Origin of the sequence: Streptomyces sp. NPDC003023 (genome assembly GCF_042888225.1) — a bacterium.
Classification (GTDB): domain Bacteria; phylum Actinomycetota; class Actinomycetes; order Streptomycetales; family Streptomycetaceae; genus Streptomyces.
Genome location: NZ_JBIAPL010000001.1, coordinates 805,443 through 827,130, shown reverse-complemented (window position 1 = coordinate 827,130; position 21,688 = coordinate 805,443). Strand labels below are relative to the sequence as shown.

The 21,688-nt window shown below is 70.9% G+C and carries 18 protein-coding genes and 4 pseudogenes; 11 read left to right on the top strand and 11 right to left on the bottom strand.

The genetic code is table 11. The features are described 5' to 3' along the window. Nucleotides 1-246 precede the first annotated feature (246 nt). From ACFYV1_RS03375 to ACFYV1_RS03360, 4 genes are all read left to right on the top strand, one after another. Complete coding sequence (locus ACFYV1_RS03375; protein WP_389393637.1) at nt 247-516, top strand: hypothetical protein; 270 nt, start codon at nt 247-249, stop codon at nt 514-516. Next, nucleotides 509-1,114 (top strand): DUF6879 family protein, encoded by a 606-nt coding sequence (locus ACFYV1_RS03370; protein WP_389393636.1) that lies wholly within the window; start codon nt 509-511, stop codon nt 1,112-1,114. Before ACFYV1_RS03375 ends, ACFYV1_RS03370 begins: the two co-directional genes overlap by 8 nt. A gap of 96 nt (nt 1,115-1,210) precedes the next feature. After that, nucleotides 1,211-1,627 carry a hypothetical protein gene (locus tag ACFYV1_RS03365; protein ID WP_389393635.1) on the top strand — a complete coding sequence of 139 codons (417 nt, stop codon included), beginning with the start codon at nt 1,211-1,213 and terminating at the stop codon, nt 1,625-1,627. 492 nt (nt 1,628-2,119) lie between these two features. Then, the gene (locus ACFYV1_RS03360; protein WP_389393634.1) at nt 2,120-3,211 is read left to right on the top strand and encodes a hypothetical protein; all 1,092 of its coding nucleotides are present in this window, start codon (nt 2,120-2,122) and stop codon (nt 3,209-3,211) included. 260 nt (nt 3,212-3,471) lie between these two features. On the opposite strand, the gene ACFYV1_RS03355 is transcribed toward ACFYV1_RS03360, so the two are convergent. From ACFYV1_RS03355 to ACFYV1_RS03325, 7 genes and pseudogenes are all read right to left on the bottom strand, one after another. Continuing rightward, on the bottom strand, nt 3,472-3,687 hold the full coding sequence (locus tag ACFYV1_RS03355) for a DUF397 domain-containing protein (RefSeq protein ID WP_389394557.1): 216 nt from the start codon (nt 3,685-3,687) through the stop codon (nt 3,472-3,474). Beyond that, nucleotides 3,684-3,845: pseudogene (locus ACFYV1_RS03350) on the bottom strand (Scr1 family TA system antitoxin-like transcriptional regulator); the annotation flags it as partial. The gene ACFYV1_RS03355 and the pseudogene ACFYV1_RS03350, both read right to left, overlap by 4 nt. Before the next feature lie 54 nt (nt 3,846-3,899). Beyond that, nucleotides 3,900-4,250: a hypothetical protein gene (locus tag ACFYV1_RS03345; protein WP_389393633.1), complete on the bottom strand. Its 351-nt coding sequence runs from the start codon at nt 4,248-4,250 to the stop codon at nt 3,900-3,902. A 58-nt stretch (nt 4,251-4,308) separates the two neighbouring features. After that, nucleotides 4,309-4,518 (bottom strand): annotated as a pseudogene (locus ACFYV1_RS03340) (hypothetical protein); the annotation flags it as partial. Between the two features lie 185 nt (nt 4,519-4,703). Continuing rightward, nucleotides 4,704-5,252: a hypothetical protein gene (locus tag ACFYV1_RS03335; RefSeq protein ID WP_389394619.1), complete on the bottom strand. Its 549-nt coding sequence runs from the start codon at nt 5,250-5,252 to the stop codon at nt 4,704-4,706. A gap of 209 nt (nt 5,253-5,461) precedes the next feature. After that, nucleotides 5,462-5,857, bottom strand: coding sequence for a hypothetical protein (locus ACFYV1_RS03330; protein ID WP_389393632.1), 396 nt, complete (start codon nt 5,855-5,857; stop codon nt 5,462-5,464). Between the two features lie 114 nt (nt 5,858-5,971). Next, nucleotides 5,972-6,430: pseudogene (locus tag ACFYV1_RS03325) on the bottom strand (RHS repeat-associated core domain-containing protein); the annotation flags it as partial. 789 nt (nt 6,431-7,219) lie between these two features. On the opposite strand from ACFYV1_RS03325, the pseudogene ACFYV1_RS03320 reads away from it, so the two are divergent. From ACFYV1_RS03320 to ACFYV1_RS03310, 3 genes and pseudogenes are all read left to right on the top strand, one after another. Further along, a pseudogene (locus ACFYV1_RS03320) lies at nt 7,220-7,912 on the top strand (3'-5' exonuclease); the annotation flags it as partial. 257 nt (nt 7,913-8,169) lie between these two features. Then, nucleotides 8,170-9,012 carry an alpha/beta fold hydrolase gene (locus ACFYV1_RS03315; RefSeq protein ID WP_389393631.1) on the top strand — a complete coding sequence of 281 codons (843 nt, stop codon included), beginning with the start codon at nt 8,170-8,172 and terminating at the stop codon, nt 9,010-9,012. Nucleotides 9,013-9,222: 210 nt separating this feature from the next. Continuing rightward, nucleotides 9,223-9,528: a hypothetical protein gene (locus tag ACFYV1_RS03310; protein ID WP_389393630.1), complete on the top strand. Its 306-nt coding sequence runs from the start codon at nt 9,223-9,225 to the stop codon at nt 9,526-9,528. 1,049 nt (nt 9,529-10,577) lie between these two features. Here ACFYV1_RS03310 and ACFYV1_RS03305 read toward each other — a convergent pair. Then, complete coding sequence (locus tag ACFYV1_RS03305) at nt 10,578-11,990, bottom strand: aminopeptidase P family protein (RefSeq protein WP_389393629.1); 1,413 nt, start codon at nt 11,988-11,990, stop codon at nt 10,578-10,580. A 245-nt stretch (nt 11,991-12,235) separates the two neighbouring features. On the opposite strand from ACFYV1_RS03305, the gene ACFYV1_RS03300 reads away from it, so the two are divergent. Together ACFYV1_RS03300 and ACFYV1_RS03295 are read left to right on the top strand one after the other, a co-directional pair. Next, complete coding sequence (locus tag ACFYV1_RS03300) at nt 12,236-13,219, top strand: LuxR family transcriptional regulator (RefSeq protein ID WP_389393628.1); 984 nt, start codon at nt 12,236-12,238, stop codon at nt 13,217-13,219. Nucleotides 13,220-13,462: 243 nt separating this feature from the next. After that, nucleotides 13,463-14,653, top strand: coding sequence for an MFS transporter (locus ACFYV1_RS03295; protein WP_389393627.1), 1,191 nt, complete (start codon nt 13,463-13,465; stop codon nt 14,651-14,653). 8 nt (nt 14,654-14,661) lie between these two features. Here ACFYV1_RS03295 and ACFYV1_RS03290 read toward each other — a convergent pair whose 3' ends face one another. Both ACFYV1_RS03290 and ACFYV1_RS03285 read right to left on the bottom strand, forming a co-directional pair. Then, nucleotides 14,662-15,315: a hypothetical protein gene (locus ACFYV1_RS03290; protein ID WP_389393626.1), complete on the bottom strand. Its 654-nt coding sequence runs from the start codon at nt 15,313-15,315 to the stop codon at nt 14,662-14,664. Next, nucleotides 15,312-15,662: a hypothetical protein gene (locus ACFYV1_RS03285; RefSeq protein ID WP_389393625.1), complete on the bottom strand. Its 351-nt coding sequence runs from the start codon at nt 15,660-15,662 to the stop codon at nt 15,312-15,314. Before ACFYV1_RS03285 ends, ACFYV1_RS03290 begins: the two co-directional genes overlap by 4 nt. Before the next feature lie 71 nt (nt 15,663-15,733). On the opposite strand from ACFYV1_RS03285, the gene ACFYV1_RS03280 reads away from it, so the two are divergent. Continuing rightward, the gene (locus tag ACFYV1_RS03280) at nt 15,734-19,021 is read left to right on the top strand and encodes a CHAT domain-containing protein (protein ID WP_389393624.1); all 3,288 of its coding nucleotides are present in this window, start codon (nt 15,734-15,736) and stop codon (nt 19,019-19,021) included. 61 nt (nt 19,022-19,082) lie between these two features. Further along, entirely contained in the window at nt 19,083-20,405 is a 1,323-nt protein-coding gene (locus tag ACFYV1_RS03275; RefSeq protein WP_389393623.1) for an MFS transporter, read from the top strand. A gap of 27 nt (nt 20,406-20,432) precedes the next feature. Here the strand turns inward: ACFYV1_RS03275 and ACFYV1_RS03270 are convergent, their stop codons facing one another. Further along, nucleotides 20,433-21,683 (bottom strand): VWA-like domain-containing protein, encoded by a 1,251-nt coding sequence (locus tag ACFYV1_RS03270; RefSeq protein ID WP_389394556.1) that lies wholly within the window; start codon nt 21,681-21,683, stop codon nt 20,433-20,435. Nucleotides 21,684-21,688: the final 5 nt, after the last annotated feature.

Here is a 21,688-nt window from a genome sequence, read left to right as displayed (position 1 = left end):
CTTGCTCGAGGTCTTGCTCAGCACCGCTCCCCCACTGCGCGTCGCGTTTCGCCCGATACCGTCTGACGGCTCCTCATGCTTTCATCCCCTCACTCACACACCAAGGAACCCCCGCTGGGGCCTTTGCCCACAAGCCCTGCGCCTACTCCTTTCGGCCAAGCAACACGCCTGCTCAGATCGGCCTGGTGGGCACGTCGGCATCGCGATACGGTGGCCGGACCTGGATGTGGTGAGGGAGCTGTGGCTGTGGCCAGACCCTGGGAAGCCGACCCGACGACGACCTTCAAGCGGCGGCTGGGCAAATCCCCTCAGGAGTTGGGGACGACGACCGACAATCCGGACTGTCCCGACATCTGGGAGCTGGAGAACGGAGACGTGGCCGTCATCGGCAGAGACCTCACCGACTCGCTCGGCCGATCGCTGCCCCCTGGTGTCTCCGTGGGCGCGGACGAGCGCCTGGTCGTGATCCCCCGAAGCATGCTCGTCGCCGCGAAGCCGGACATTCCCAGTGTTTGACTCGTTCCCCAGCGCCCGCTCCGAGCGCTTGATGCGCCCTGAGTACCATCAGGATTTCCGCCGTGTGTACGAGAGCGGCATCCGGTCCCTGAACAAGCTGGAGCGCGGCCAGCATTTCCAGGAGAAGGGCTTCCCCAGCTGGGAGGCCTTCGCCGCCGGCCAGTGGACCGAATCGCTGTCCCTCATCGATGAGAAGCGCGACGTCTATTCCCGGCAGTTCGAGAAGGCGGCCCGCCTCGGCATCGCCGAACGACGGCTTCGAGTCGTGGAGTTCCCGATCACACCGTACGTGCAGTGGGAGCTGTTCGTACTGCGTCTGCGTGTCGACCTGGGCGACGACATCAGGATCGTCGACGCCCGTGAGATCGCAGACCACGAAAGGCAGCGCCCCGTTCCCGAAGTGGTCGTTCTGGGCGACGTGGCGATGTACGAGGTCGTCTACGACGACGGGAACGCGGCCGGGGCAAGGCGGTTCACTGACGCTGCCCTGATCAGGGAAACACTGACCGATTTCGCTGCGCTGTACGATCAGGCCGAGCCCTTTCACGACTTCTTCGACCGGAAAATCGCCCCCTTGCCGCCTCCGGTCGTCACTTAACGCCGCAGATCCCGGCGCGTGGTCGGCGAGTGGACAAGGGAGCGCAGGGGGCAGCACACGGTTCCGGTCGTCAGCCCGGCCCGACAAGGAGAAGGCATGGAAGCGGAGTTGGTGGCACTCGCCTCGTCAGCAGCGACCGTCGTGGTGCAGCAACTGGCTACCACCGGTTGGGAAAGGGTGCAGACGTCCCTCGGCACCCTGTGGCGTCGTGTGCACCCGGACCGCGCCGGCATCGTCGAGGCCGAACTCGAGGAGACCCGCGAGGACGTGATCGCCGCCCGGCAGGCCGAGGACACCGAAGCTGAACAAGGACTGGTCGTGGAGTGGCAGTCACGACTTCGCAGACTCCTTGCCGCGGATCCGAGCCTGGCCGATGAACTCCGAGCCCTGCTTGACGAGTTCTCGCCCCAGGAGGCCGCTTCGGCCGGCTCTGCCATCACGTTGAACGCGACCGCGTCCGGTGGCAGCCGGGTGTTCCAGGCCGGGCGGGACGTGCACGTCACCGGCGACTGAGGAAGCGCACGCGTGAACAGCGCGCCGTCTCCTCACCGACGACATCTCTCTCTTCGTCACCGGTGAGGAAGACAGCGTCCACGACCTGTACGCGACGGTCGGCCCACCGCCCAGGTCCTGGCGCACCCAGCGGCCGTCGAGCCGCCCTCCACCTCTGGTTCGCGTCGGACACCTTCACGACACTCACCGTCCCCAGACTCGGGGGAACGACAGCGGCCGTCGTCCACTCCCTCACCGGCCTTCAGGAGGCGGAAAGCGAGCAGGTGGAAGCGGCGCTCGTCCGGCCATTCGATCTGCTCCACGAACACTGCCCGGGTTTCGTGCTCGACCAGGCCGGGGGAAGCCCTCTGGCCGACCGGGACGCTGTGGCGTGCGACGGCGCGTCGCCGAGCCTGGCGCTGCCGGACAGCATCGCCGTCGACACGTCCCGTTCCGGGCGGAGTCCGTGACGGTGCCGGCTGCGTCATCCGACGAATGTGAAAGCATGCGACGATGCCGAACGATGCTCTGCACGAGGGCCCCGCCCAGGTCGCTGCCCGTCTCGTAGCCACCGCCGCAGCCCCGCTCGACCCCGCATCGGCGGACGCCCCCCAGGTGCTGCACTGGCCCGGGCGCAGGCTGCTGCTGCAGCGCGGGGACACCGAGTTGGCCGTCCGCGACCTCAACGGGGAGGGGGCGGAGATCCGCTTCCCCGCGCCCTGGCCTCGCCGGTACGGCTCGGTGACGGTCTCGCCCACGGGTGACGTTGCCGTGTTCGCCGGCGTGCACGCGTTGCGAGCCGTGGATTCCACCGGCGCCGTGCGGTGGGAGATCCGGCACGGCTGTTGGTCCGCCGCCGTGTGCACCAGGGCCCATGCCTCGTTCGCCGAGTACGCCGACGACTACCACCACGGCCACGCGGACAGCGGCTCTGCGGCCTTCTCCTCGGACGGCAGATTCCTTTGGGCACACGTCCGCAACCGCGCGGGGAGCGACAGCGATGAGGAATGGCTGATCCTCGATCCCGCCGACGGCACGGTGCTGACCCGGGTCGAGACGATGACCGTGGGAGCGGGCTCCGCCCATTTCCCCCATCCGAACCCGGCGTACATGGGGCTGACTGTTCTCGTGGACGAGGAGAACTCGGCCGTGCTGTGGGGGCACTGGGATGGCGCGAACCTCACCGTCCAGCGGTTCGTCGAAGAGGTCCTCCTCGCCGTGAGCCCGTCCGGGGAGTACTTCGTCACCATGGATACGGGGCAGTGGGCCCTCTACCTCCACGGGGCCCAGGACGGCCTGGAACTGCGCAGCCTGGACGCCTCGGCAGCCGTGCCCGATTCCGCGGGCGCGGACGACGACCGTGTTCGATGGGACTACGAGGCGGCGGCGTTCCCCTATGACGGCGCCGCCGTGGTCGGCACCGAGTACTCCGCGGAGGATCCCCACCACTGGTCTGTCGACCCGCACACCATGGCCCTGCGCGGCCGGATCGTCTACCCCTTCCCTGTTTCGGGACCGCCCCGATCGGCAGGGCAGGGCGCCTGGTACACGGTCTCCAAGGACCTGACCACTCTTCACTTGTGGAGCCTGCCGCACGGCGAATGAGACGAAGGCCTGCCACGCCAGGGCCTTTGCACTCGGCGAACCGCGCCCGCCGCCACCGACTTCTTGGGCGGAGCCGACCGTGTCCCTTGCGACGGGAGCCGCGTCCTCGGACAGACGAGGTCCGCACGGCACGACGGGGTCACCCCGACCCCGCTGACGGCCGCGCGGTACCTCTGTCGATTCGCTCAACGGCGCCGGATCGAAGCCGCGTCGATCACGCCTTGTCTCGGGAACCGCCCCACGCCAAGCCGACCACCTGCCTACACGACGTCGCTCCTCGCGGCGAACCCGACGAAGGCGTGCCAGGCACCAGTCTGCACGGTGAGCATCGGAACGGTGGTGTCCTTGGAGTCGCGGACATGAACCGCACTACGGCGGGCCGCGACCTCCACGCACTGGCCACCTTCGCCGCTGCTGTAGCTGCTCTTGTGCCAGGCCGGCTCAGGGGCAGCCGGTACAGACTTATCGACGTTCATGTCTCTCCAAGCAACTTCTCGATGAAGGCCAGCGATTCGCGCGGTGTGAGCGCCTGCGCCCGAAGTAGACCGTACTGCTCTTCGAGCTCCCGCACAGTCCTCCGGTCCGTGTAGAGACGGCTGTGCTTGTACGCCTCCACGTAGGCGATCCTCCGTCCCGAGCGACCGCAGTTCACCCCGTAACGCAGCCCACCACTGCACGGTCCGGCCGATCAGCAGCACCCGCACGGGCCGACCGTGCAGCAGCGGATCACGCAGTAGTTCCACCAGCTCGTGAGGTGCTGGGCGTGGCCGATCCGCGCCCAAGTCTCGGGGGAGCCGGTACCGGTGGGCCCGGTGCCGTGCGCGCAGGACTCGAGCCAGTCCTCGGCGACTCCCCGGTGAGCTGACGGCTCGCGGCGGTACGACTCGTGCTCGACGATGCGGCGGGCCGCAGAGCGGACCCGGTCGGCGCGTTCGGGGCCGCGGGTGGGTGCGCGGGAAACGAGGAACCGGTCGGGGTGGGTGTAGCGCAGCAGGCTCCACGGGCCCGTACCGGCCGGAGTCGGCGGGCCGGTACGCACTGCGGACGTGTTCGACCGAGTAGTCGCCGTAGCGCAGTCGCTGCCGGGGCCGTGCGGCGCGGACCTGCGCGTGAAGGGCCCGGTCGAGCCGGGGCGGCGTAATGAGCGCCGGTTCGCGGGCCGGGTCGTGTTCTGGGAACGCGCCCGCCAGCAGGGTCACGCTGCGCCAGGGCATCAGCGGACACGGCGCCGCGTCCGGCCGTGGCCTCGCTGCCCGCGGTGTACTGCCGCAACTAAGGAGCAGATGAACCGCTGGGACCGCTTCCATTTCCGTCCGCGTCGCCGTCATCATCGCCGCCTTCGCCCTGCTGGTCGCCGCCCTCGCCTGAGCCTGCGGGCCGACACCGCGCCGGTGGCGCACGATCCCTACCCCCTGGGCGGCAGCTGGCCATCGAACCCCGACACCCGGGAATGCAGCTGCCGCTGAGAGACCTCAACTGCGATCCCGACAAGTCACGTTCGATGACCTGCGCGGCTCTCGGCTCCGGTTCGGGTGAGGTCTTTGATACAGATCACCGGGGCATGCAGGTGAAGCCCAGCGAGGTAGCTTTCCGGAGTCTTGTCGTAGCGGGTCGCGATGCCCCGCCACGCCTCGGCGTGGGCTTCCACGAGCGAGGCGGCCATCCATTCGCTTCGAAGAACCACGACCCGGCGTATGGATGTTGCACCCGAACGGGACGGCCCGGGTCGGCGCGCCGCATCAACTACGGTTCGTCGGCTTCGGGGAGGGCGTCCTGCTCGGCGGCGAACCGGCGTGCGCAGTGTGGACGGGGCGCGTATCCCGGCGAAGGCCCGGTCCATCGCGCCGTGCCGCAACCGGTCGGCATCATCGATGGAGTCGGCCCCCGAGCACATCGCGCCCAGCAGCGACATCACCCTGGCCGCCGGATGCGCGCCGCCGCTGTTACCGGCCGCCTCGATGCGGACCTGGGTGGCCAGAGCGGGCAGGCCGACCCGTTCGGCGATCGCGGACACATGGACGGCGGCATGGGAAGATTGCATCTCGGAAGAGCCTTGTCATCTCTGCGTGCCGGTAGCCTCAAGAACTCCCATCATCGCAGGTCACAGGGCTCTTCCTCATTCCCGGAGAAGTTGTCCACAGACCTCACCCGGTGGATCCGGGCTGAATGCCCTTGGCCGACTCCCCATCCATGCAGCATGCCCCCCGAACCGCGATGAGCGGCCCAGTGAGACACGCCTACGGCATATGCCTATGGCTTGATCGATAGCGTCGTCGCGCCTGCCTGCTGAGCCTCGGCCCTCATCTTTTCGACAGCGCCTGCTGGAAGATCCAGCCAAGCTTTCCGCTCGTTCTCGACAGTTGTGAAGACCAGTTTGGTCCCGATGAACCCCTCACAGCCGATCGTGCGGTGGGCTAGCAGGGCGAAGCACTGAACATCGGTGTCCGACGTCAGATCGAGATCGACCCCCATGAACGGGTCGCTCCCGCGGCCACCCTTGTGCCGGGCTCGAGCGGCCTGGCGCATTTCCTCGAACAGACGCTTGGGCGTGGGGGCCGTGATCTCGTCGTCGCTGTAGAGGTCGATTGTGACGGACGCCCCCATCAAGCCGAGATGCGGTCCCAGTGTCGCCAGGAACGTCTCCATGTCGGCGTCGGTGCCAGCGGTTATCTGCAAAGTTGCTACCTACTTCTAGCGCGTGGATGTGTCTGGCGGGTGTGCCCCGGGCCCGAGCCCGGGGCACACCTTTGAGGGGGCGACTTAGCGGCGCCAACTCCTCCATGCCTTGCGAAGGCCGGCCTTGCCGAGGTTCCAGAAGCCCCGCCTAACGCTGAGGTGCTTCTTGCTGCCGGCTGGATTGTAGTGCCAGCGGTTCACTGGGTCCCACTCGATGCGGTTCTGGTGATTGCCCCAGTGGATGCCAGGGCGACCGCGCCGCATCACGAGGTACTTGTTCCTCTTGTCGAACATCATCCACTTGGTGGGCGTGTACCGGAAGAACTTCCGGGTTCCGTGATACGCCCGCTTGCCCCATCGCCAAGCCTTCTTCGCCCAGCCCCATCGTTTTCCGTCGAGGTCGTATTGGTTGATGGGGTCGGTGGGGTAGGCGTAGGTGTTGGCGCCGCCGCCGTAGATGGGGTCGGTGGTGAGGAATCGTCCGGTGGTGGGGTTGTAGAGGCGGACGCCCATGAGGACGAGGCTGGTGGGTGTTTCGGTGGAATCCGGCTCGCTACTGGCGGAAGTGGAGGGGTGTCAGAAAGCGTCACGCCAGTGCCGACTTCGTGCACTCGGTCGGAATGTTCGCAGTTGGGTTCACGCCCTTCCGTGCTGTTCGCACTGTGCGCAATGTCAGCAGGTGGCGGAATATCCGGGGTGCCTGTCGGGGCAGCCGTTGGGCAGTTGCGCGCTGTGTCGGAGGGGGACTCGCGCTGTCCGAGGTGAAGAGCACGTAATGGTATGGCCGGAACAGCCTTCGTCACGTGAACCGCTTCTACAAGAACTTCAAAGCGGACCTGGTGAACGGTATGTCTCCCTACCCCCCGCTACAGGCGCATCAAGTGGAAGGGACGCTTCTGAGTTCGTCCCTCCAGCTCTGCGAGAAGCCCGAGCGGGCGACTGTACGTCGGCACGAATGCCTCTCTGCACGTCGAGAAGTGTGAGCTCTGTCGAGACACGTACCTAGGAACGGTGGTCCGCTGAGTCGGACCCGACACAGCTGCGGCCCCGCTTCGGCGGGGCCGCAGGCTCGTACAAGCCTCTTTGCAGACAACCGGTCCCGGGCAGCGTGTCGGCGAGGCGCTGGTGTTCGGCTGGCTCCTGGTCGCTGTTGAGGCAACAGCCTCGATTCTTCCCTCGCCGTTTCAGTTGGGGCTGCTGGGCGGCTGAGCGGGCCGTTCGGAGTCGTATGGGCTGGTGGGCATGGCGAGGGCCCGACGCGGCGGTCGGGTTCTCGAAGGTCCTTCGGGTCGTGAGGAGTCAGGAGGCGGTCGGTCAACTGGCGGGGTCCGCCGGGACCGCAACGACATCTTCGTCGTCGGTGACACCCATCAGCGGATCTACAGCAGTCAGGTCACTCTCGGCAGTCTCGGTGTCAACATTCGTGGCCGTAGTGCCAAGTTGTCGCTCAGCTACCGCACGACGCGGCAGATTCTGGGCTCCGCACTCGGCGTACTGAGCGGCGAGGCATTCGACGACCTGGACGGCAACGAGGAGAACCTGGCGGGCTACCGGTCGGTGCTGAGCGGCGGCCTGCCGGCCCTGCATCAGCATGTCGACTGGGAAGCCGAGCGGGAGGGCGTCGCGGCGCTGATCGCCGGGTGGGACGAGATCCCGCTGGAGCAGATCGGCATCTGCGTCCCCACCAACGCAATGGCACAGGAAGCGGCCTACTCGCTGGCACAGTTCGGCATCCGCGCCATTGAGATCGGCCCGGACGGACCTCGGGGCGACGAGGGCGTGCACATCGGCACGATGTTCCGCTTCAAAGGGCTCGAATACCAGCGGATGATCATCGCTGGTGCATCGCAGGGTCTCGTACCGCGTTCGGACATCCTGCGGTTGCGGTCGGTCGACGCCCTGCGCCACCGCAGAGAGATGCAGCGGGCCCGCTCGCTGCTGTTCGTCGCCGCTACGAGGGCCCGCGACAGCCTGGACATCTTCTGGCACGGCACCCCCAGCCAGTTCCTCCAGCCACTGTTGTAGACCACAGGCCGAAGCCATTGGGGGCGGGGGCCTCGGCCGATGCGGTGGTCAGGTGACCCTCCCCGCGGGGTTGGGGGGGTGCGGTCCGCCGGGTCAGCGAGGGCGCGGTCGAGGGGCCCGTACCCAGGCCCTGGGGCACCCGCCTGTAGGCACGGTGACCGCCGCTCTCGAGGCCCTGGTACTGGCCGCCCGCGACGACGGGGCGCTGGGGCTCCGTCCCGCTTGACCCTCGCGGGAGGCGCTGAAAGGGTCGGATCATGCTCACGTTCCCCGCCCCCGACGGCACCCTTCTCGCCTGCCACGACTCCGGTGACGGCCCGCCGTTGATCTGTCTGCCGGGCGGCCCCATGCGGGCATCGGCCTACTTCGGCGACCTCGGCGGCCTGGCAGCGGCCGGCCACCGCGTGGTGATGCTCGACCTGCGCGGGACGGGTTCCTCCGCGGTCGCCACCGATCCCGCCTCGTACCGCTGCGACCGGCTGGTGGACGACGTCGAGGCGCTGCGGCTGCGTCTCGGTCTCGACCGGATGCGGCTCCTCGGGCACTCGGCCGGGGCGGAGTTGGCGACGCTCTACACGGCCCGGTACCCGAAGCAGGTGTCCGACCTGGTGCTCGTGACGCCCTCCTCCCGGGCCGTCGGCGGTGAGGTCACCGCCGAGGACCGGCTGGAGATCGCGCGGCTCCGGCGTGACGAGGAGTGGTTCCCGGAGGCTTTCGAGGCGCTGAAGGCGGTCACCGAGGGCAGGGCGACCGACGCCCACTGGGCCGCCGTCGCTCCGTTCACCCACGGACGGTGGGACGAGGCGGCCCGCGCCCACCGGACGGCGGGCGCGGACCAGCGCAACCAGGACGCCGCGGCGGTGTACGACGCGGAGGGTGCCTTCACCCCTGCGGCGACGCGCGATGCGCTGGCGGGATTCGAGGGCCGGACCCTGCTGCTGGCGGCGGAGTTCGACGTCGCCGCCCCGCCGCGCACCGTGGTCGCGTCGGCCGACGCCTTTCCCCGCGCCGAGACCGTCGTACTGCCGGGCGCCGGCCACTTCCCCTGGCACGACGCCCCGGAGGGCTTCGTCCGCGCGATCACCGACTTCCTGGGCTGAGCGCGGCTGCGCGTCACGGGATCGGTTGACGAGCCCTGGCCGGTCGGGACGTTGCCCAAGTCCTGTCCGGCCGGGGCCCGTTCCGGCCTTCCCTTGCGGCGGAGTCCCGCACACAAGGTGCCCCGGGTGGTCCGGTATGAGTACTGTCCCGCGCGCAGGATGAGTACGCCGCCCGATGTTCTCAGTCCCGTCGTCCGATGGGATGTGCGTATGAACAGCGACGACGTGGCACCGCTCGGGACCGCTCACCCGACCTGGTGGAGGGCGCCCCTCGTGGCCTCCGTACCCGGTGTACCGCTGCTCCTCTGGGAGTACAGCCTCTTCCGGGCCGACGGATACACCAGCGGCATCGAGACGGCGATCCTCGGGGGCATGGTCCTTCTGCTGATCGCCTGGGTCCTCCCCCACCGCCGGTCCATGCGAGGCCTGCGCATGGCCACCGCCGGAACGGGACTCGGCTGTGCGCTTCTTCCGGTGCTGTTCGCGCTGCTGCTGGGCGCGGCGATGACCGGCTGACAGCGGTGGAGCACGCAGGCCCGGCAGCCCTTCGGGCTCCTCGCACCGCAGGGGGGCCGGCGTCGAGCGTTCCCCCATGGGTGGGTTGGGCATGCGGGCTTGCTGCGGCACAACTTGAGTGAACCGGCCGTGAGCTTGTGTGAGCCCGGTTCGGGCCTTCTGCTCCCCGGGACGCGAGCCGGTCAGCCGGCAGGCACCGCCCGGGTCTCCACGCAGTCGGTGAGCAACTGATCCAGCCGGGGTTCCTGGCCCGGACCTCTCCGTGCGGGGGTGGGTACGGTCCCCACGACGGCCTCGGTGTCCTCGGTGGTACGGGCCGGCGGCGCGGCCGTGGGGCTGCCGGGTGACGGCGTGGGGCATCCGTCGCCGTGAACGGGGCAACGCACCGGGTCACGTTCCGGAGTGCTGCAGTCGGCGGGGGGTTTCGGTGCGGAGTAAGGAGAAGGTGGCGTCACTGGCGGGGCGCTGCGCTCGATGAGCTCGGTGGCAGCGTATCCGCAGAGGGCGAGGAAGGCCGCTGCGGCAGCCCACCGGTGGGCCGGACGGCGTGGGTTCACCGGCCGCACCCGTGCGCGTGCACCCAACTCCCCCGTCTGGCAGCGCGGTTCAGACCGGGCATTGTCGTCCTCTCACATCGGTGCCGTCGCGCCCACCGTACAAGCGCCGGACGACACCGGTCGCACCACTTCTGCCGTGAGGCGGCATTGCAGGCATCCGAAGCCGAATCCGCCCTCCGCGACCGCGGGGGCGCGCCGTCCCCTCACGGACAGCATGTGCCCCGCCGCACAACCCGGCCCGCTGCCCGGCGAAGGCGGCGCCGAGGTCGTGGCCGTCTTCGCCGCTGGAGACGTGGAACTGCCCGTAGTCCACGTGCGTTTCGCCGCTGAAGAGTGTTCGCATGGATCAAGGGTGCCGCGTGGCACAGACAGCGGTGCCGGCGACCGTGCCGGCCAGGACCCGGAGGTGCACCCGCGGTGTCTTCGTGGCTCCGGCCGGCCAGGGGGCGGATGCGTCTGGGCGCTGCGGGCCGCCCCCGGCCGACGCCGCGTTCAGCCCGCGAAGCGCGCCATCCACGCCTCGACCTCGTCCGCGGTGCGCGGCAGGCCCGCCGACAGGTTCTCGTTGCCGTCGTCGGTGACGACGAGGTCGTCCTCGATGCGGACGCCGATGCCGCGCCACTCCTCGGGCACCGTCAGGTCGTCCGCCTGGAAGTACAGTCCCGGCTCGACGGTCAGGCACATGCCCGGCACCAGCACGCCCTCGGCGTACTCCTCCGTGCGGGCCTGCGCACAGTCGTGGACGTCCAGGCCCAGCATGTGGCCGGTGCCGGCCATGGTGAAGCGGCGCTGCAGGCCGAGTTCGTACGCGCGGTCGACGGGGCCGTCGATGAAACCCCACTCGACCAGCCGCGCCGTCAGGTGGCGCTGGGCCGCCTCGTGGAAGGCGCGGTACGGGGCGCCCGGCTTGACCGCTGCCATGCCGGCCTCCTGGGCCTCGTACACCGCGTCGTAGATCTCGCGCTGCAGGGGCGTGAAGGTGCCGCTGATCGGCAATGTGCGGGTGACGTCGGCGGTGTAGAGGGACTTCGTCTCGACGCCGGCGTCGAGCAGCAGCAGGTCCCCCGGGCGCACCGGGCCGTCATTGTCGGTCCAGTGCATGATCGTGGCGTGCTCGCCGGCGGCGCAGATCGAGCCGTAGCCCACCGCGTTGCCCTCGAGGCGTGCCCGTCGGAAGAACGTGCCCTCGATCCACCGTTCCGACGAGGCGACCGCCCGGGACAGCTCACCGACGACATCGGTGAAGCCGCGGACGGTCGAGTCCACGGCCTTGCGCAGCTCCCCGAGCTCCCAGGCGTCCTTCACGAGGCGCAGGTCGCTGAGCGCCTCCTCCAGTTCGGCGTCCCGCTCCGCGTCGGTGGTGACGGCGGCCTCGAGGGAGGGGTCGATGCCGCGCACGATCCGGGTCGGCGTCCCGGAGGCGGCGGCCAGGTCGGCGGCCGCGGTGCGCACGTCGCGGCAGGGCAGACCGAGTACGCGTTCCGATTCGGCGAGTGAGCGGCGCCGGCCCGTCCACAGCTCCGCGTGGGGGCCCGTCCAGAACTCGTCGTCGTCCCTGCTGTCCCGCGGCAGCTGGTAGCAGTAGGCGTCGTGGCCGCCGTCCGCGCGGGGTTCGAGGACGAGCGCGCCGTCCCGGACCTGGTCGCCGGCCATGTGCACGTAGCCCGTGTACGGCCGGAAGGGGTAGGTGTCGTCGTTCGAGCGGACCTTGAGATTCCCGGAGGGGATCACGAGGCGTTCGCCGGGGAATCGCGCGGAGAGCGCGGCGCGGCGGCGGGCCGCGTACGGGGCCTGCTCGGCGAGCTGGAGATCGTGCCGTTCGGTGTCCGCCCATCCGGTCCGCATCAGGGCGGACAGCTCCGCGGAAATCCCCGAGTAGAGGCCGTTCTTCCGACGCTTCGCCACGTCGTGCACCTTCTTCCATTGGGTTTCCACGGGGATCCGTCTTCTGGTTCCCCGTACGGACGAGGAGGGCGGGCGTGCGCACCGTACAGGCGGAGTGCGCCCCGCCCGGTGCGTTCCGGGCCTCCTCGCTGCCGCCGTTCCGTGGCGGCTCCCGGACGGTACCCCCGCGGGGCGGACGGTGGGGCCGAGTAGTGCCAGTGGCACGAATCGGCCACGGACGGGTGTGTGCGGTCGATAATGCGGCCATGACGAACGCGGAACTCGGCGAGGCTCTCCGACTGCTGGGGATCGATCACACGGCGGGGCGGGTCTACCTGGCCCTGCTGGAGCTGGCCCCCGCTCCACTGAGCGCGATCGGCGCGGCAGCCGGGCTCGGCGGGGCCGAGCTGACCGCGGCGTACGGCGAACTGGTCCACTCCGGTCTGGCCAGTGCCGCCGGTGAGGACGGGGACGTGGTGGCCCCGGTGCCGCCCGCCGCCGGGCTGGAGATCCTGGCCCGGCAGCGGGCGGGCGAGCTCGAGAGGTCGCGGATCGCCGTGGGAGGCGCGTTCGAGTCGTTCCGGCGCCAGCGGCTCGTCGCGTACAACGACAATCTCGTCGAGGTCGTCACCGGCGACGCCATCGGGCCCAGGATGCGCCATGCCTGGGCCAGTGCCCGCGAGCAGATCCGCCAGTTCGACTCGCCGCCGTACTTCCCGCTGGCCGGCGCCACCGATGACGCCCTGGCGACGCTGGCCCGGGGGGTGACGCAGCGAGTCGTCTACTCACGGGAGTCGCTGGAGCATCCCGGCCAGCTGACGGATGTCATCGAGCCCTGCATCGAGGCGGGCGAGCAGGCCAGGGTGCTGCCGTCGGTGCCGGTCAAGCTGGTGATCATCGACGAGGCGTACGCGCTGGTGTCGTTGTCGATCAGGGAGGCGGACGTGCACAACACCATGCTGGTGGTGCAGCCGTGCGGACTGCTCTCCGCGCTGGCCGCCCTGTTCGAGCAGTCGTGGAGCAGCGCCCTCCCCATCCACGGGCAGACCATCCGCCCCGCCGGTCTCCCACCCGCCGACCGGCGGCTGCTGCGCCTTCTCGCAGGCGGTGCGACCGACGAAGTCATCGCCCGTGAGCTGGGCATCAGCCGCCGGACGCTGTTCCGCCGCCTTCAGATCCTGATGGCCCGTCTCGGTGCCGCGAACCGTTTCCAGATGGCTCTGCAGGCGCAGCGCTCCGGCTGGCTGTGACGGGGGACGCCGGCCCCGCCGATGCCGCATTCCGGAGCGACGTTCCGACGCCGCTTTCCGGGCCACGTTCCGGGGCCGTGTTCCGACGTCGCGTTCCGGGGCACCGCATTCCGGAGCGCCGCGTTCCGGGCGCTGTCCGCCGGGTGAGGGGCTCCCTGTGCTCCCGATCCCGGGGCCATTAGGGTCGGGCATTCGAGCACCGCGTGCGCGGTCAGGGAAAAGAGTCCGGTCGAGGGGGCGTCTGTGAACGTCGGTGTGCAGCGCGGTGCGATCGCCGCCGTGCAGGTACTGGGCCTCGCCGTGTGGTTCTCCATGTCGGCGGTGGTGCCGAGCCTGCGGAACGACTGGGGCCTCACGGCCGGCGGCGCTGTGTGGCTGACGGCCTCCGTACAGGTCGGCTTCGTCGCCGGGGCCGTGGCCTCGACCGCCCTGAACCTGGCCGACCGCGTCCCGCCCCAGCGTCTGCTCGCCGCCGGTGCCGCGGCGGCCGCCGCCTGTACCGTCGTGCTGGCCCTGTTCGTCGACGGGCCGGCGGCGGCCGTGCCGCTGCGTTTCATGACCGGGATGTTCCTGGCGGGGGTCTATCCGACGGGCATGAAACTCATGGCCTCCTGGTCCGGCAGCGCCGGACGGGGCAGGACCATGGGCGTTCTGATCGCCGCCCTCACCCTCGGCTCCACTCTTCCCCATCTCATCGCCGGGGCCGCCTCACTGCCCTGGCGGGGTGTTCTGCTCACCGCGGCGGCGGCCGGGGGCCTGGGTGCCGTCGTTTCACTGGTCTTCATCCGGCCCGGCCCCCACGCGGCACCGACCGCGCCCGCCCGCAACGCCCGGTACGCGCTGGCCATGTTCACCGAGCGCGGCCCGCGGCTGGCCAACCTCGGCTACTTCGGGCACATGTGGGAGCTCTACGCCCTGTGGACCTGGATCCCGACCTTCCTGCTGGCGACCGGCACCGCGGAGGGGCTCCCGGGCTCGGTGGGGATCACGGTCTTCCTCACCATGGGCATCGGCGGGGCGGTCGGCTGCCTCGTCGGCGGCTGGGGCGCGGACCGATTCGGCCGCTCTCCCGCCGCCATGGCCGCGCTTCTCCTCAGCGGCCTGTGCTGTCTGCTCTCCCCGCTCCTCTTCCACGCTCCGCCGCTGCTCCTGTTCGTCTTCTGCCTGGTCTGGGGCGCTGCCGTGATCGCGGACTCGGGGGTGTTCTCCACATCGCTGAGCGAGGTCGCCGACCAGCGCTACATCGGCACGGCGCTCACCGGCCAGACCGCGATCGGGTTCGCCCTCACCGTCGTCAGCATCCAGCTCACCCCTCTCCTGGCCGAGGCTGTCGGATGGCGTTACGCCTTCCTGCTCCTCGGGCCCGGGCCCCTCGCCGGCGCGCTCGCCATGCGTGCCTTCGGCAGAAGGGCACGTACCACCGCCGAGCCGTGAAGGGGCGGTCAGCCGCAGGCGGTCGTCACCGACATCGCGCCGACCTCCGCGAGCGGGATCTCCACGGGGCCGGTGTGCCCGGTCACCGAGATACGCAGCCTGCCCTGTTCCGCCGAGAGCAGCGTGCCGCAGGTGGTTGTCGCGCCGTGGGTCACCTGGACCACGGACGCGGGTTTCGCGCCGGGGGCCCACCAGGTGAGCGCCGTGCCGGCGAACAGGCACAGGAGCGCGGTCGCCACGGCACGGCGGGCGAGGGTGAGCCTGCGGGCCGCCCGGATCGCGGTCGCGACCTCGAAGCCGTCCACACTGCCGTGGTCGCGGTGGATGTCCGCCAGGGTCACCGCGAGCGGCCGGGTCCCCGCCTGGGCGGCGAGTGCGTGCCAGAGTCCGGCCACGGCGAGCGCCAGCCCTCCGCCGACGAGCAGGGTGACGGCGAGCCGCCATTCGACGGGCAGTTCGGCGGTGGTGGACCGGCCTTTGATCACGATTGCCGCGCCGAGCAGGGTGATGAACGCGGCGAGCCCGTTCCGCCATGCCTCCGCGCTCGCCCGCACGCCGGGCAGCGACTCACGCACGAGGTCCCTGAACCGGTCCCGCTCGGCCAGGTCCGTCGCGCTGGGGGGCTGTTGCGGCAACCGGGGGCGGAGCACACGGGTGCTCATTCGGCGGCCAGTTCTATCCGGAAGCTGACGCCGCATCCTGTCGCGCCCTCCGGCGCGTCCTCGTGGGCAGCGCCGCAGCCGCAGGTCACGTCCAGCACCACGCTCCGCGAGGCGTCGGAGTCGTCGCCGCGGCTGACTCCGCCCATTCCGGTCAGTGCGACGGTGACCTGCCGGTCGACGAAGTGGTGGTCGCAGCGCGGGCACGGACCGGCCACGACGAAGACCGGGGCGTCGTCCGTGCCGTGCGGCGAGACGGTGAGCCGTTCGGTCTCCAGCAACCGGAAGGCTCGTTCGGTCCATTCGTAGGCGGTCGTGGGGAGATAGGCGAGGGATGCGGCTGCCGGCATGGCGACACTGTAGTGAACGGCGATTACGCTGGGCTCCGGAACGGACCATTCAGGTAACCGGGGGGTCGTTCATGCCGGTCGGCGGGGGCAACAGGCAGCACGGCGACGAGCAACGCGGCGACGAGCAACGCGGGAAGGAGGAGCGCGGGAAGGAGCGTGGGCGGCAGGCGAACCTCCGTGGCCTCGAACTGGACCGGCACGGCCGCTCGGAGGAAGCCGCGCAGGCCTTCCGCGAGGCTGCCGAGCTCGGGGATTTCAACGCCCCGTACAACTTGGGCTTGTTGCTCGAGCGCCAGGGCCACACCGAGGAGGCAAGGCGCTGTTATGCCGTGGCGCACCGGGCCGGGCACCCGGAGGCGGCCAACAACCTCGGTGTGCTGCTCAACAACGAGGGCGACCCGGCCGCGCTGACCTGGTTCCTGGTCGCCGCCGCCAACGGGCACCCGCAGGCGGCCGCCAATGTGCGACTGTTCCGGTCCGCCCGGCCCGGGCCCGCCGTGGAGCCGGTGCTTCAGCCGATGGTGCTGCGCGCCCAGGCCGAGTCGGCGTACCGGCAGTTCGACGACACGGGCAACGACGCGGCCCTGGTGCTGTCGGTGAACCTCGCCCGGCGGGCGGTGCGGTCGGCGCCCGCCGACCATCCGGCACGGGCTCTGCTGCTGGCCGAGCTCCGCGACATCCTCCGCTTCCGGTACGACCTGCGCGGCCATTCCGCCGACCTCAACGAGTCGGTCACCGTCGCGCTGGAGGCCCTGGCAGCACTGTCACCGGGCCAGAGGGGACGTATGGACGCGGCCCGGGCCGCCGTGACCCTGGTCCGCACCCGGTCGGAGGCGACCGGCGACGCGGCGGCGCTGCGTTCCGTGGTGGACGCGGGCAGGCAGGTGCTCGGGGAGTCCGGCGGCGGTACGGAGGACCGGGCGGGACTCGAGGGGAGCCTGTGCGCGGCTCTGACCTCGTTGTCGCTGTTCCACACGGCCACGGACGCGGACCTGGACGAGGCGGTCGAGCTGGGTACGGCGGCGGTGCAGCGCCTGCCCTCGGCCGAGGGGCGGACCGATCTGGGAGGAGCCCTGTGTGTGCGGGGCACCGGGCGCGGTTCGCCCGACGATCTGGACAGGGCGGTGCGGGAACTGCGCACAGCGGTGGCGGAGGCCGACAGTCCGCGGTTGCGCGCGCAGATCGCCACGAACCTCGAGTCGGCCCTGCGCAGCCGCGCGCATCTCACCGGCCGGTCGGAGGACTTGCGTGAGGCCGGGACGGTTTCCGAGCAGGCACGGGCGTACCTTGAGACGGCACCGGGGCATCATCCGCGCACTCTGATCCACAGCGCGTACTCCGCCGAGGGTCCCGCCGCCGTCGACGCGGCTCGTCGGGCCCTTGCCGCGGTCCCGGTGGGGCACGCCACCCGACCGCTCCTGCTCGTCCACCTCGCTCAGGCGCTCGCGGAGACGGGAGAGCGCGACGAGGCCGTCGCCGCGGCGCGGGAGGCAGCGGCCACGGCGGTGAGCCGGCAGAACCGGGTCGACGCCGGGCACACGCTCGGGCAGTTGCTGCTGAGCGGTGGCGAGGGGGACGGCCCTTCCGACGAGGCGCTGGCGCAGGCCGTGGAGGCGCTCGGGGCGGCTGTCTCGGCCTGCGACGAGAGCGACCTGTCGTACGCGCGGCTGCTGGCCCGGCTGGCGGCGGCGCTGGATGTCCGCGCCGAGCGCACCGCGAACGCCTCGGACCGTGAGGCGGCGTGCGCGGCCCTGCGGGCTGCGGCGCGGGCGGTCGGTTCGTCGCCTCAGGACCGTCTGGTCGCCGCCCGTGCGTGGGCCGGGACGGCGCTGGGAACCGGTGACACGGCGGATGCCCTGGCGGGCGCCCGGGTCGCGGTGGCTCTGCTGCAGGAGATCGGCTGGACCGGTCTCGAGCGGGCCGACCAGGAGGAGGGTCTTCGGGGCGGGGCGGCGATGCCGAGGGACGCGGCGGCTCTGGCGGTCACCGCCAAAGATCCTGAGCTGGCCGTCGAACTGCTGGAACAGGGGCGCTCGGTGCTGTGGCGTTCGTCGTTGCACCTGCGCAGCGACCTCGCCTCCCTGGCCGCGCGGGAGCCGTCGCTGGCCGCCGAGCTGGAGCAGGTCCGTTCGGCCCTCGACGGCGATCGGCAGCTCGACACCGAGACCCGTATGCGACTGGCGCGGCAGTGGACGCGGTTGCTCACCCGCGCGAGGAAGGTGCCCGGATTCGAGGACTTCCTCGCGCCGGCGGCCTTCGGCGCGCTCGCCCCCGCGGCGGCGAAGGGTCCCGTCGTCATCGTCAACATCAGCACGATCCGTTGTGACGCGCTCCTCGTCCTGCCGGGCGGACGGGTCGAGGTGGTGCCGCTGCCGCGGGTCACCGCGCCCGAAGCCGACCGGGTGTGCAACACCTATCTGAACCACCTGGGGCAGGCTGCGGCGCCACGAGCGAGTGGGCTGGACAGGGAACGCGCGCGGCACACCGTCCACGACACGCTCGAGTGGCTGTGGGATCGCATCGCCCGCCCGGTGCTCGACCGGCTCGGCCTGCCGTACGACTGCGCCGGCCGGACGCCGCCACGGCTGTGGTGGTGTCCGACCGCGTCCCTCCTGCCGTTGCCGCTGCACGCGGCGGGGCGTTACCCCCGTACGACGGGTGACCGGTCGAAGCCGGTCGGCATGCCGTACGCGGCGGTCTCGTCCTACACGACCACACTCGCCGCGCTCGTCGACGCCCGCCGGCGGACCACGGTCTCCGATCCCCGCCTGCTCGCCGTCGCCGTGCCCGTCACGGGACGCGGGCACCCGCCTCTGGACGGGGTGGGCGAGGAGATCCGTGCGCTGGGTGAGCTCTTCGGCGACCGCCGGCTGAAGGTGCTGTCCGGCGGCGAGGCCAGTGTCGACGCGGTGCGCAAGCACCTGCCGGGGCACCTCTGGGCGCACTTCGCCTGCCATGGCACGCTGGACATGCACTCCCCCACGGCGTCCGGACTGTGCCTGGCCGACGGCGACATGAACGTGCTCGACTTCGCCGATCTGCGACTGGAGCACGCGGACCTGGCCGTCCTGTCGGCCTGTCACACCCGCCTGGGCGGCGGGCAGCTCCCGGACGAGGCCATCCACACCGCCGCCGCGCTACGGATGGCGGGCTTCAGGCATGTGGTGGCGTCGCTGTGGACCGTCTCCGACCGGGCGGCTCCGCTGGTCGCCGCGTCGTTCTACCGGCGACTGGGCGTGTCGGACGCGATGGACTCGGCCGGCGCCGCCACCGCCCTGCACCGTGCCGTGGCCGAACTCCGGGAGGGCTGCCTCACCGACCCGACGGTCTGGGTCCCCTTCGTGCACGACGGTCCTTAGGGGGTCACCGGCCGTCCGCCCGACATGCGTACGGCAGGCCGAAGTTGGGGATGCCGTGTCCATGCCGAAGATCCCTCCGCCAGGAACGCCACCGACAGAGACGTCCCCCGCCTCGACGAACCCGGCCGCCGCCCGGCACCCCGTACGGCAGTTGCTCGCGGCGTCCGTCGGCAACGCGGTGGAGTGGTACGACTGGTACGCGTACACCTTCCTCGCCGCCTACATCGCCGACCAGGTGTTCCCCAGGAGCACGGACAACTCCCTGGTGCCGCTGCTGTCGACGTTCGCCGTGTTCGCCGTCGGCTTCTTCATGCGCCCGGTGGGCGGGCTCCTCATGGGCGCGGTCGCCGACCGGCACGGCCGGCGCTCCGCGCTCACCGTCACGATCCTCCTCATGGGCGGCAGCAGCCTGCTGGTCGGCCTCACCCCGACCTACGCCGCCGCCGGGATCCTCGCCCCCGTGGTGCTCGTGCTGGCGCGGTTGCTCCAGGGTCTGTCCGTGGGTGGGGAGTTCGCCGCCTCGACGACGTTCCTGGTGGAGTCGGCGGGGCCGGGACGGCGTGGACTGTTCTCGTCGTTCCAGTACGTCTCCACCTCAATCGGACAGCTCGCCGCCTCCGGCATCGCCGCGCTGCTGGTGAGCACGCTCGCGGAAGGACAGATGAACGGCTGGGGCTGGCGCGTGCCGTTCGTCGTCGGCGCGCTGCTCAGTCTCGTCGGCTTCTGGATCAGGCGCAGCGCCCACGAGACCCGCAGCGCGGAGCAGCAACAGGGTGAGCGGCCCGGCCTGTTCGACGCGCTGCGGCACCATCCGCGCGAGTCGCTGCTGATCTGCGGCATCACGGCCGGCGGCACGCTCGCGTACTACACGTGGACGTCCTACCTCCCGACTTACGCGGAGCTCAACACCGACATCGAGAAGGCCGACGCACTGCTCGCCGGCACCCTGTCGCTGGCGTTCTTCACACTCCTCCAGCCGGTCGGCGGTCTCCTCTCCGACCGCTTCGGGCGCAAGCCGTCGCTGCTGTTCTTCGGGATCGGTTTCGCGGTGCTGAGCGTGCCCCTGCTGCGGGCGGTCAACGGCTCGTTCCTCTCCCTGCTGCTCGTGCAGTGCGCGGGCATGGTGCTGCTGACCGGCTTCACGTCGATCTCGGCGGCCGTGAACGCGGAGGTGTTCCCGGCGCGGGTACGGGCCGCCGGCATCGGCTTCCCGTACTCGCTGACGGTCGCCGTCTTCGGCGGCACCGCCCCGTACGTGGGCACGCTGTTCAAGGACCTGGACCGTCCCGGTCTGTTCCCCTGGTACGTGGCGGTGCTCTGCCTCGTCTCGTCGGCCGTGTACCTGCGGCTGCCGGAGAGCGCGCACAAGCGACTGGAGCGGTGACGACGCCGCCCGGTCGTGGGACGCGATCTACCCGATCTCCACCACCCGCGCCCACGCGGGCGGCGTGTCCGGCACGTAGTCGGGATCGTCCTCGTTCCACGACCGGGCCCTGCCCTGCCTGGGGAACAGACCCACCACCGTCCGGCACGGTGGTCGCGTGCCCGGCCACGGCGTCTGACCGTCGGTCAGGACCACGATGACATCGGGGCGGGGACCCGTCCGGAGCGCCTTGGCGAAGCCCGTACGCAGATCCGTGCCCCCACCGCCCAACAGTGGAATGCCCTCGCCACGGCACAGCGGGTGCACGATCCGGGCCGCCGAGTCGCACGGCACCACCGTGACCATGTCGCGACGGCCGCCCACGGCACGGGAGATCGCCGCGACCTCGAGGAGCGCGCTGCCCAGTTCGGCGTCGCTGACCGAGCCGGACGTGTCGATGACCACCGATACCCGGGGCGGCCTGCGCCGCAGACTGGGCAGCACGGTGCCGGGCACCCCGGCCGAACGCCGTGACGGCCGGCCGTAGCTGTAGTCCTCGCCCGCGCCCGGTCCCGAGGCAGCGGAGCGGACCGCCGCTCCCAGCAGTTCCCGCCACGGCTGCGGGGGATGGAACGCCTGCTCCGCCCACCGCTTCCACGCCTTCGAGACGCTCCCCGGGCGGCCGGTGATGCCTTGTGCGACCCGGAACCGGACCGCGTCCTGCTCCTGGTCGCTCAGGCCGTGGGCGCCGTCCGCCCCGAGGTCCCACTCGCGTTCCGAGCCGTCGGCGCCGCTGCCGCAGTCCAGCCAGGCCAGGCTCTGCGTATGCGACCCGAGCCGGAACTGGCGCAGGTAGTCCTCCATGAGCTCGCCTTCGGGCAGCCCCAGGGACGCCGGGACGACCGCCCCTTCGGGCCGCGCCAAGCCCTCGCCGTACACGTCGTCGTTGATCTCGCAGTCCGCGGCGATGTTCATCCGCAGCCGCTCCCCCGGCCCGGTCAGCCCGCGCTCCCGCGCGACGCGGTCGCTGCGCCCGTGGTGGTCTCGCAACAGGTGCGACACCTCGTGGACCCACACCCCGGCGAGTTCCTCCACGGGCATCCGGTCGACGAACGCCGGTGACACGTAGCACCGCCAGTACCGGTCGACGGCCATCGTCGGCACCTGCCTCGACTCCACGGTGTGCAGGGCGAACAGGGCCGTCGCCAGGTAGGGGCGGACCCGGGCGGCGTGCAGCCGGGCGGCGTACAGCTTGTCGAGGTCGAGGGTTGAGGGCGCGTCCTCGGTACCGGCCGTCATGGTCT

Excerpts from the sequence above, each read along its gene's own strand:
- ACFYV1_RS03365 (WP_389393635.1), top strand. The coding sequence starts at position 1,211 with ATGGAAGCGGAGTTGGTGGCACTCGCCTCGTCAGCAGCGACCGTCGTG.
- ACFYV1_RS03360 (WP_389393634.1), top strand. The coding sequence starts at position 2,120 with ATGCCGAACGATGCTCTGCACGAGGGCCCCGCCCAGGTCGCTGCCCGT.
- ACFYV1_RS03355 (WP_389394557.1), bottom strand. The coding sequence starts at position 3,687 with ATGAACGTCGATAAGTCTGTACCGGCTGCCCCTGAGCCGGCCTGGCAC.
- ACFYV1_RS03335 (WP_389394619.1), bottom strand. The coding sequence starts at position 5,252 with ATGCAATCTTCCCATGCCGCCGTCCATGTGTCCGCGATCGCCGAACGG.
- ACFYV1_RS03330 (WP_389393632.1), bottom strand. The coding sequence starts at position 5,857 with ATGGAGACGTTCCTGGCGACACTGGGACCGCATCTCGGCTTGATGGGG.
- ACFYV1_RS03315 (WP_389393631.1), top strand. The coding sequence starts at position 8,170 with ATGCTCACGTTCCCCGCCCCCGACGGCACCCTTCTCGCCTGCCACGAC.
- ACFYV1_RS03310 (WP_389393630.1), top strand. The coding sequence starts at position 9,223 with ATGAACAGCGACGACGTGGCACCGCTCGGGACCGCTCACCCGACCTGG.
- ACFYV1_RS03300 (WP_389393628.1), top strand. The coding sequence starts at position 12,236 with ATGACGAACGCGGAACTCGGCGAGGCTCTCCGACTGCTGGGGATCGAT.
- ACFYV1_RS03290 (WP_389393626.1), bottom strand. The coding sequence starts at position 15,315 with ATGAGCACCCGTGTGCTCCGCCCCCGGTTGCCGCAACAGCCCCCCAGC.
- ACFYV1_RS03285 (WP_389393625.1), bottom strand. The coding sequence starts at position 15,662 with ATGCCGGCAGCCGCATCCCTCGCCTATCTCCCCACGACCGCCTACGAA.
- ACFYV1_RS03280 (WP_389393624.1), top strand. The coding sequence starts at position 15,734 with ATGCCGGTCGGCGGGGGCAACAGGCAGCACGGCGACGAGCAACGCGGC.
- ACFYV1_RS03275 (WP_389393623.1), top strand. The coding sequence starts at position 19,083 with ATGCCGAAGATCCCTCCGCCAGGAACGCCACCGACAGAGACGTCCCCC.
- ACFYV1_RS03270 (WP_389394556.1), bottom strand. The coding sequence starts at position 21,683 with ATGACGGCCGGTACCGAGGACGCGCCCTCAACCCTCGACCTCGACAAG.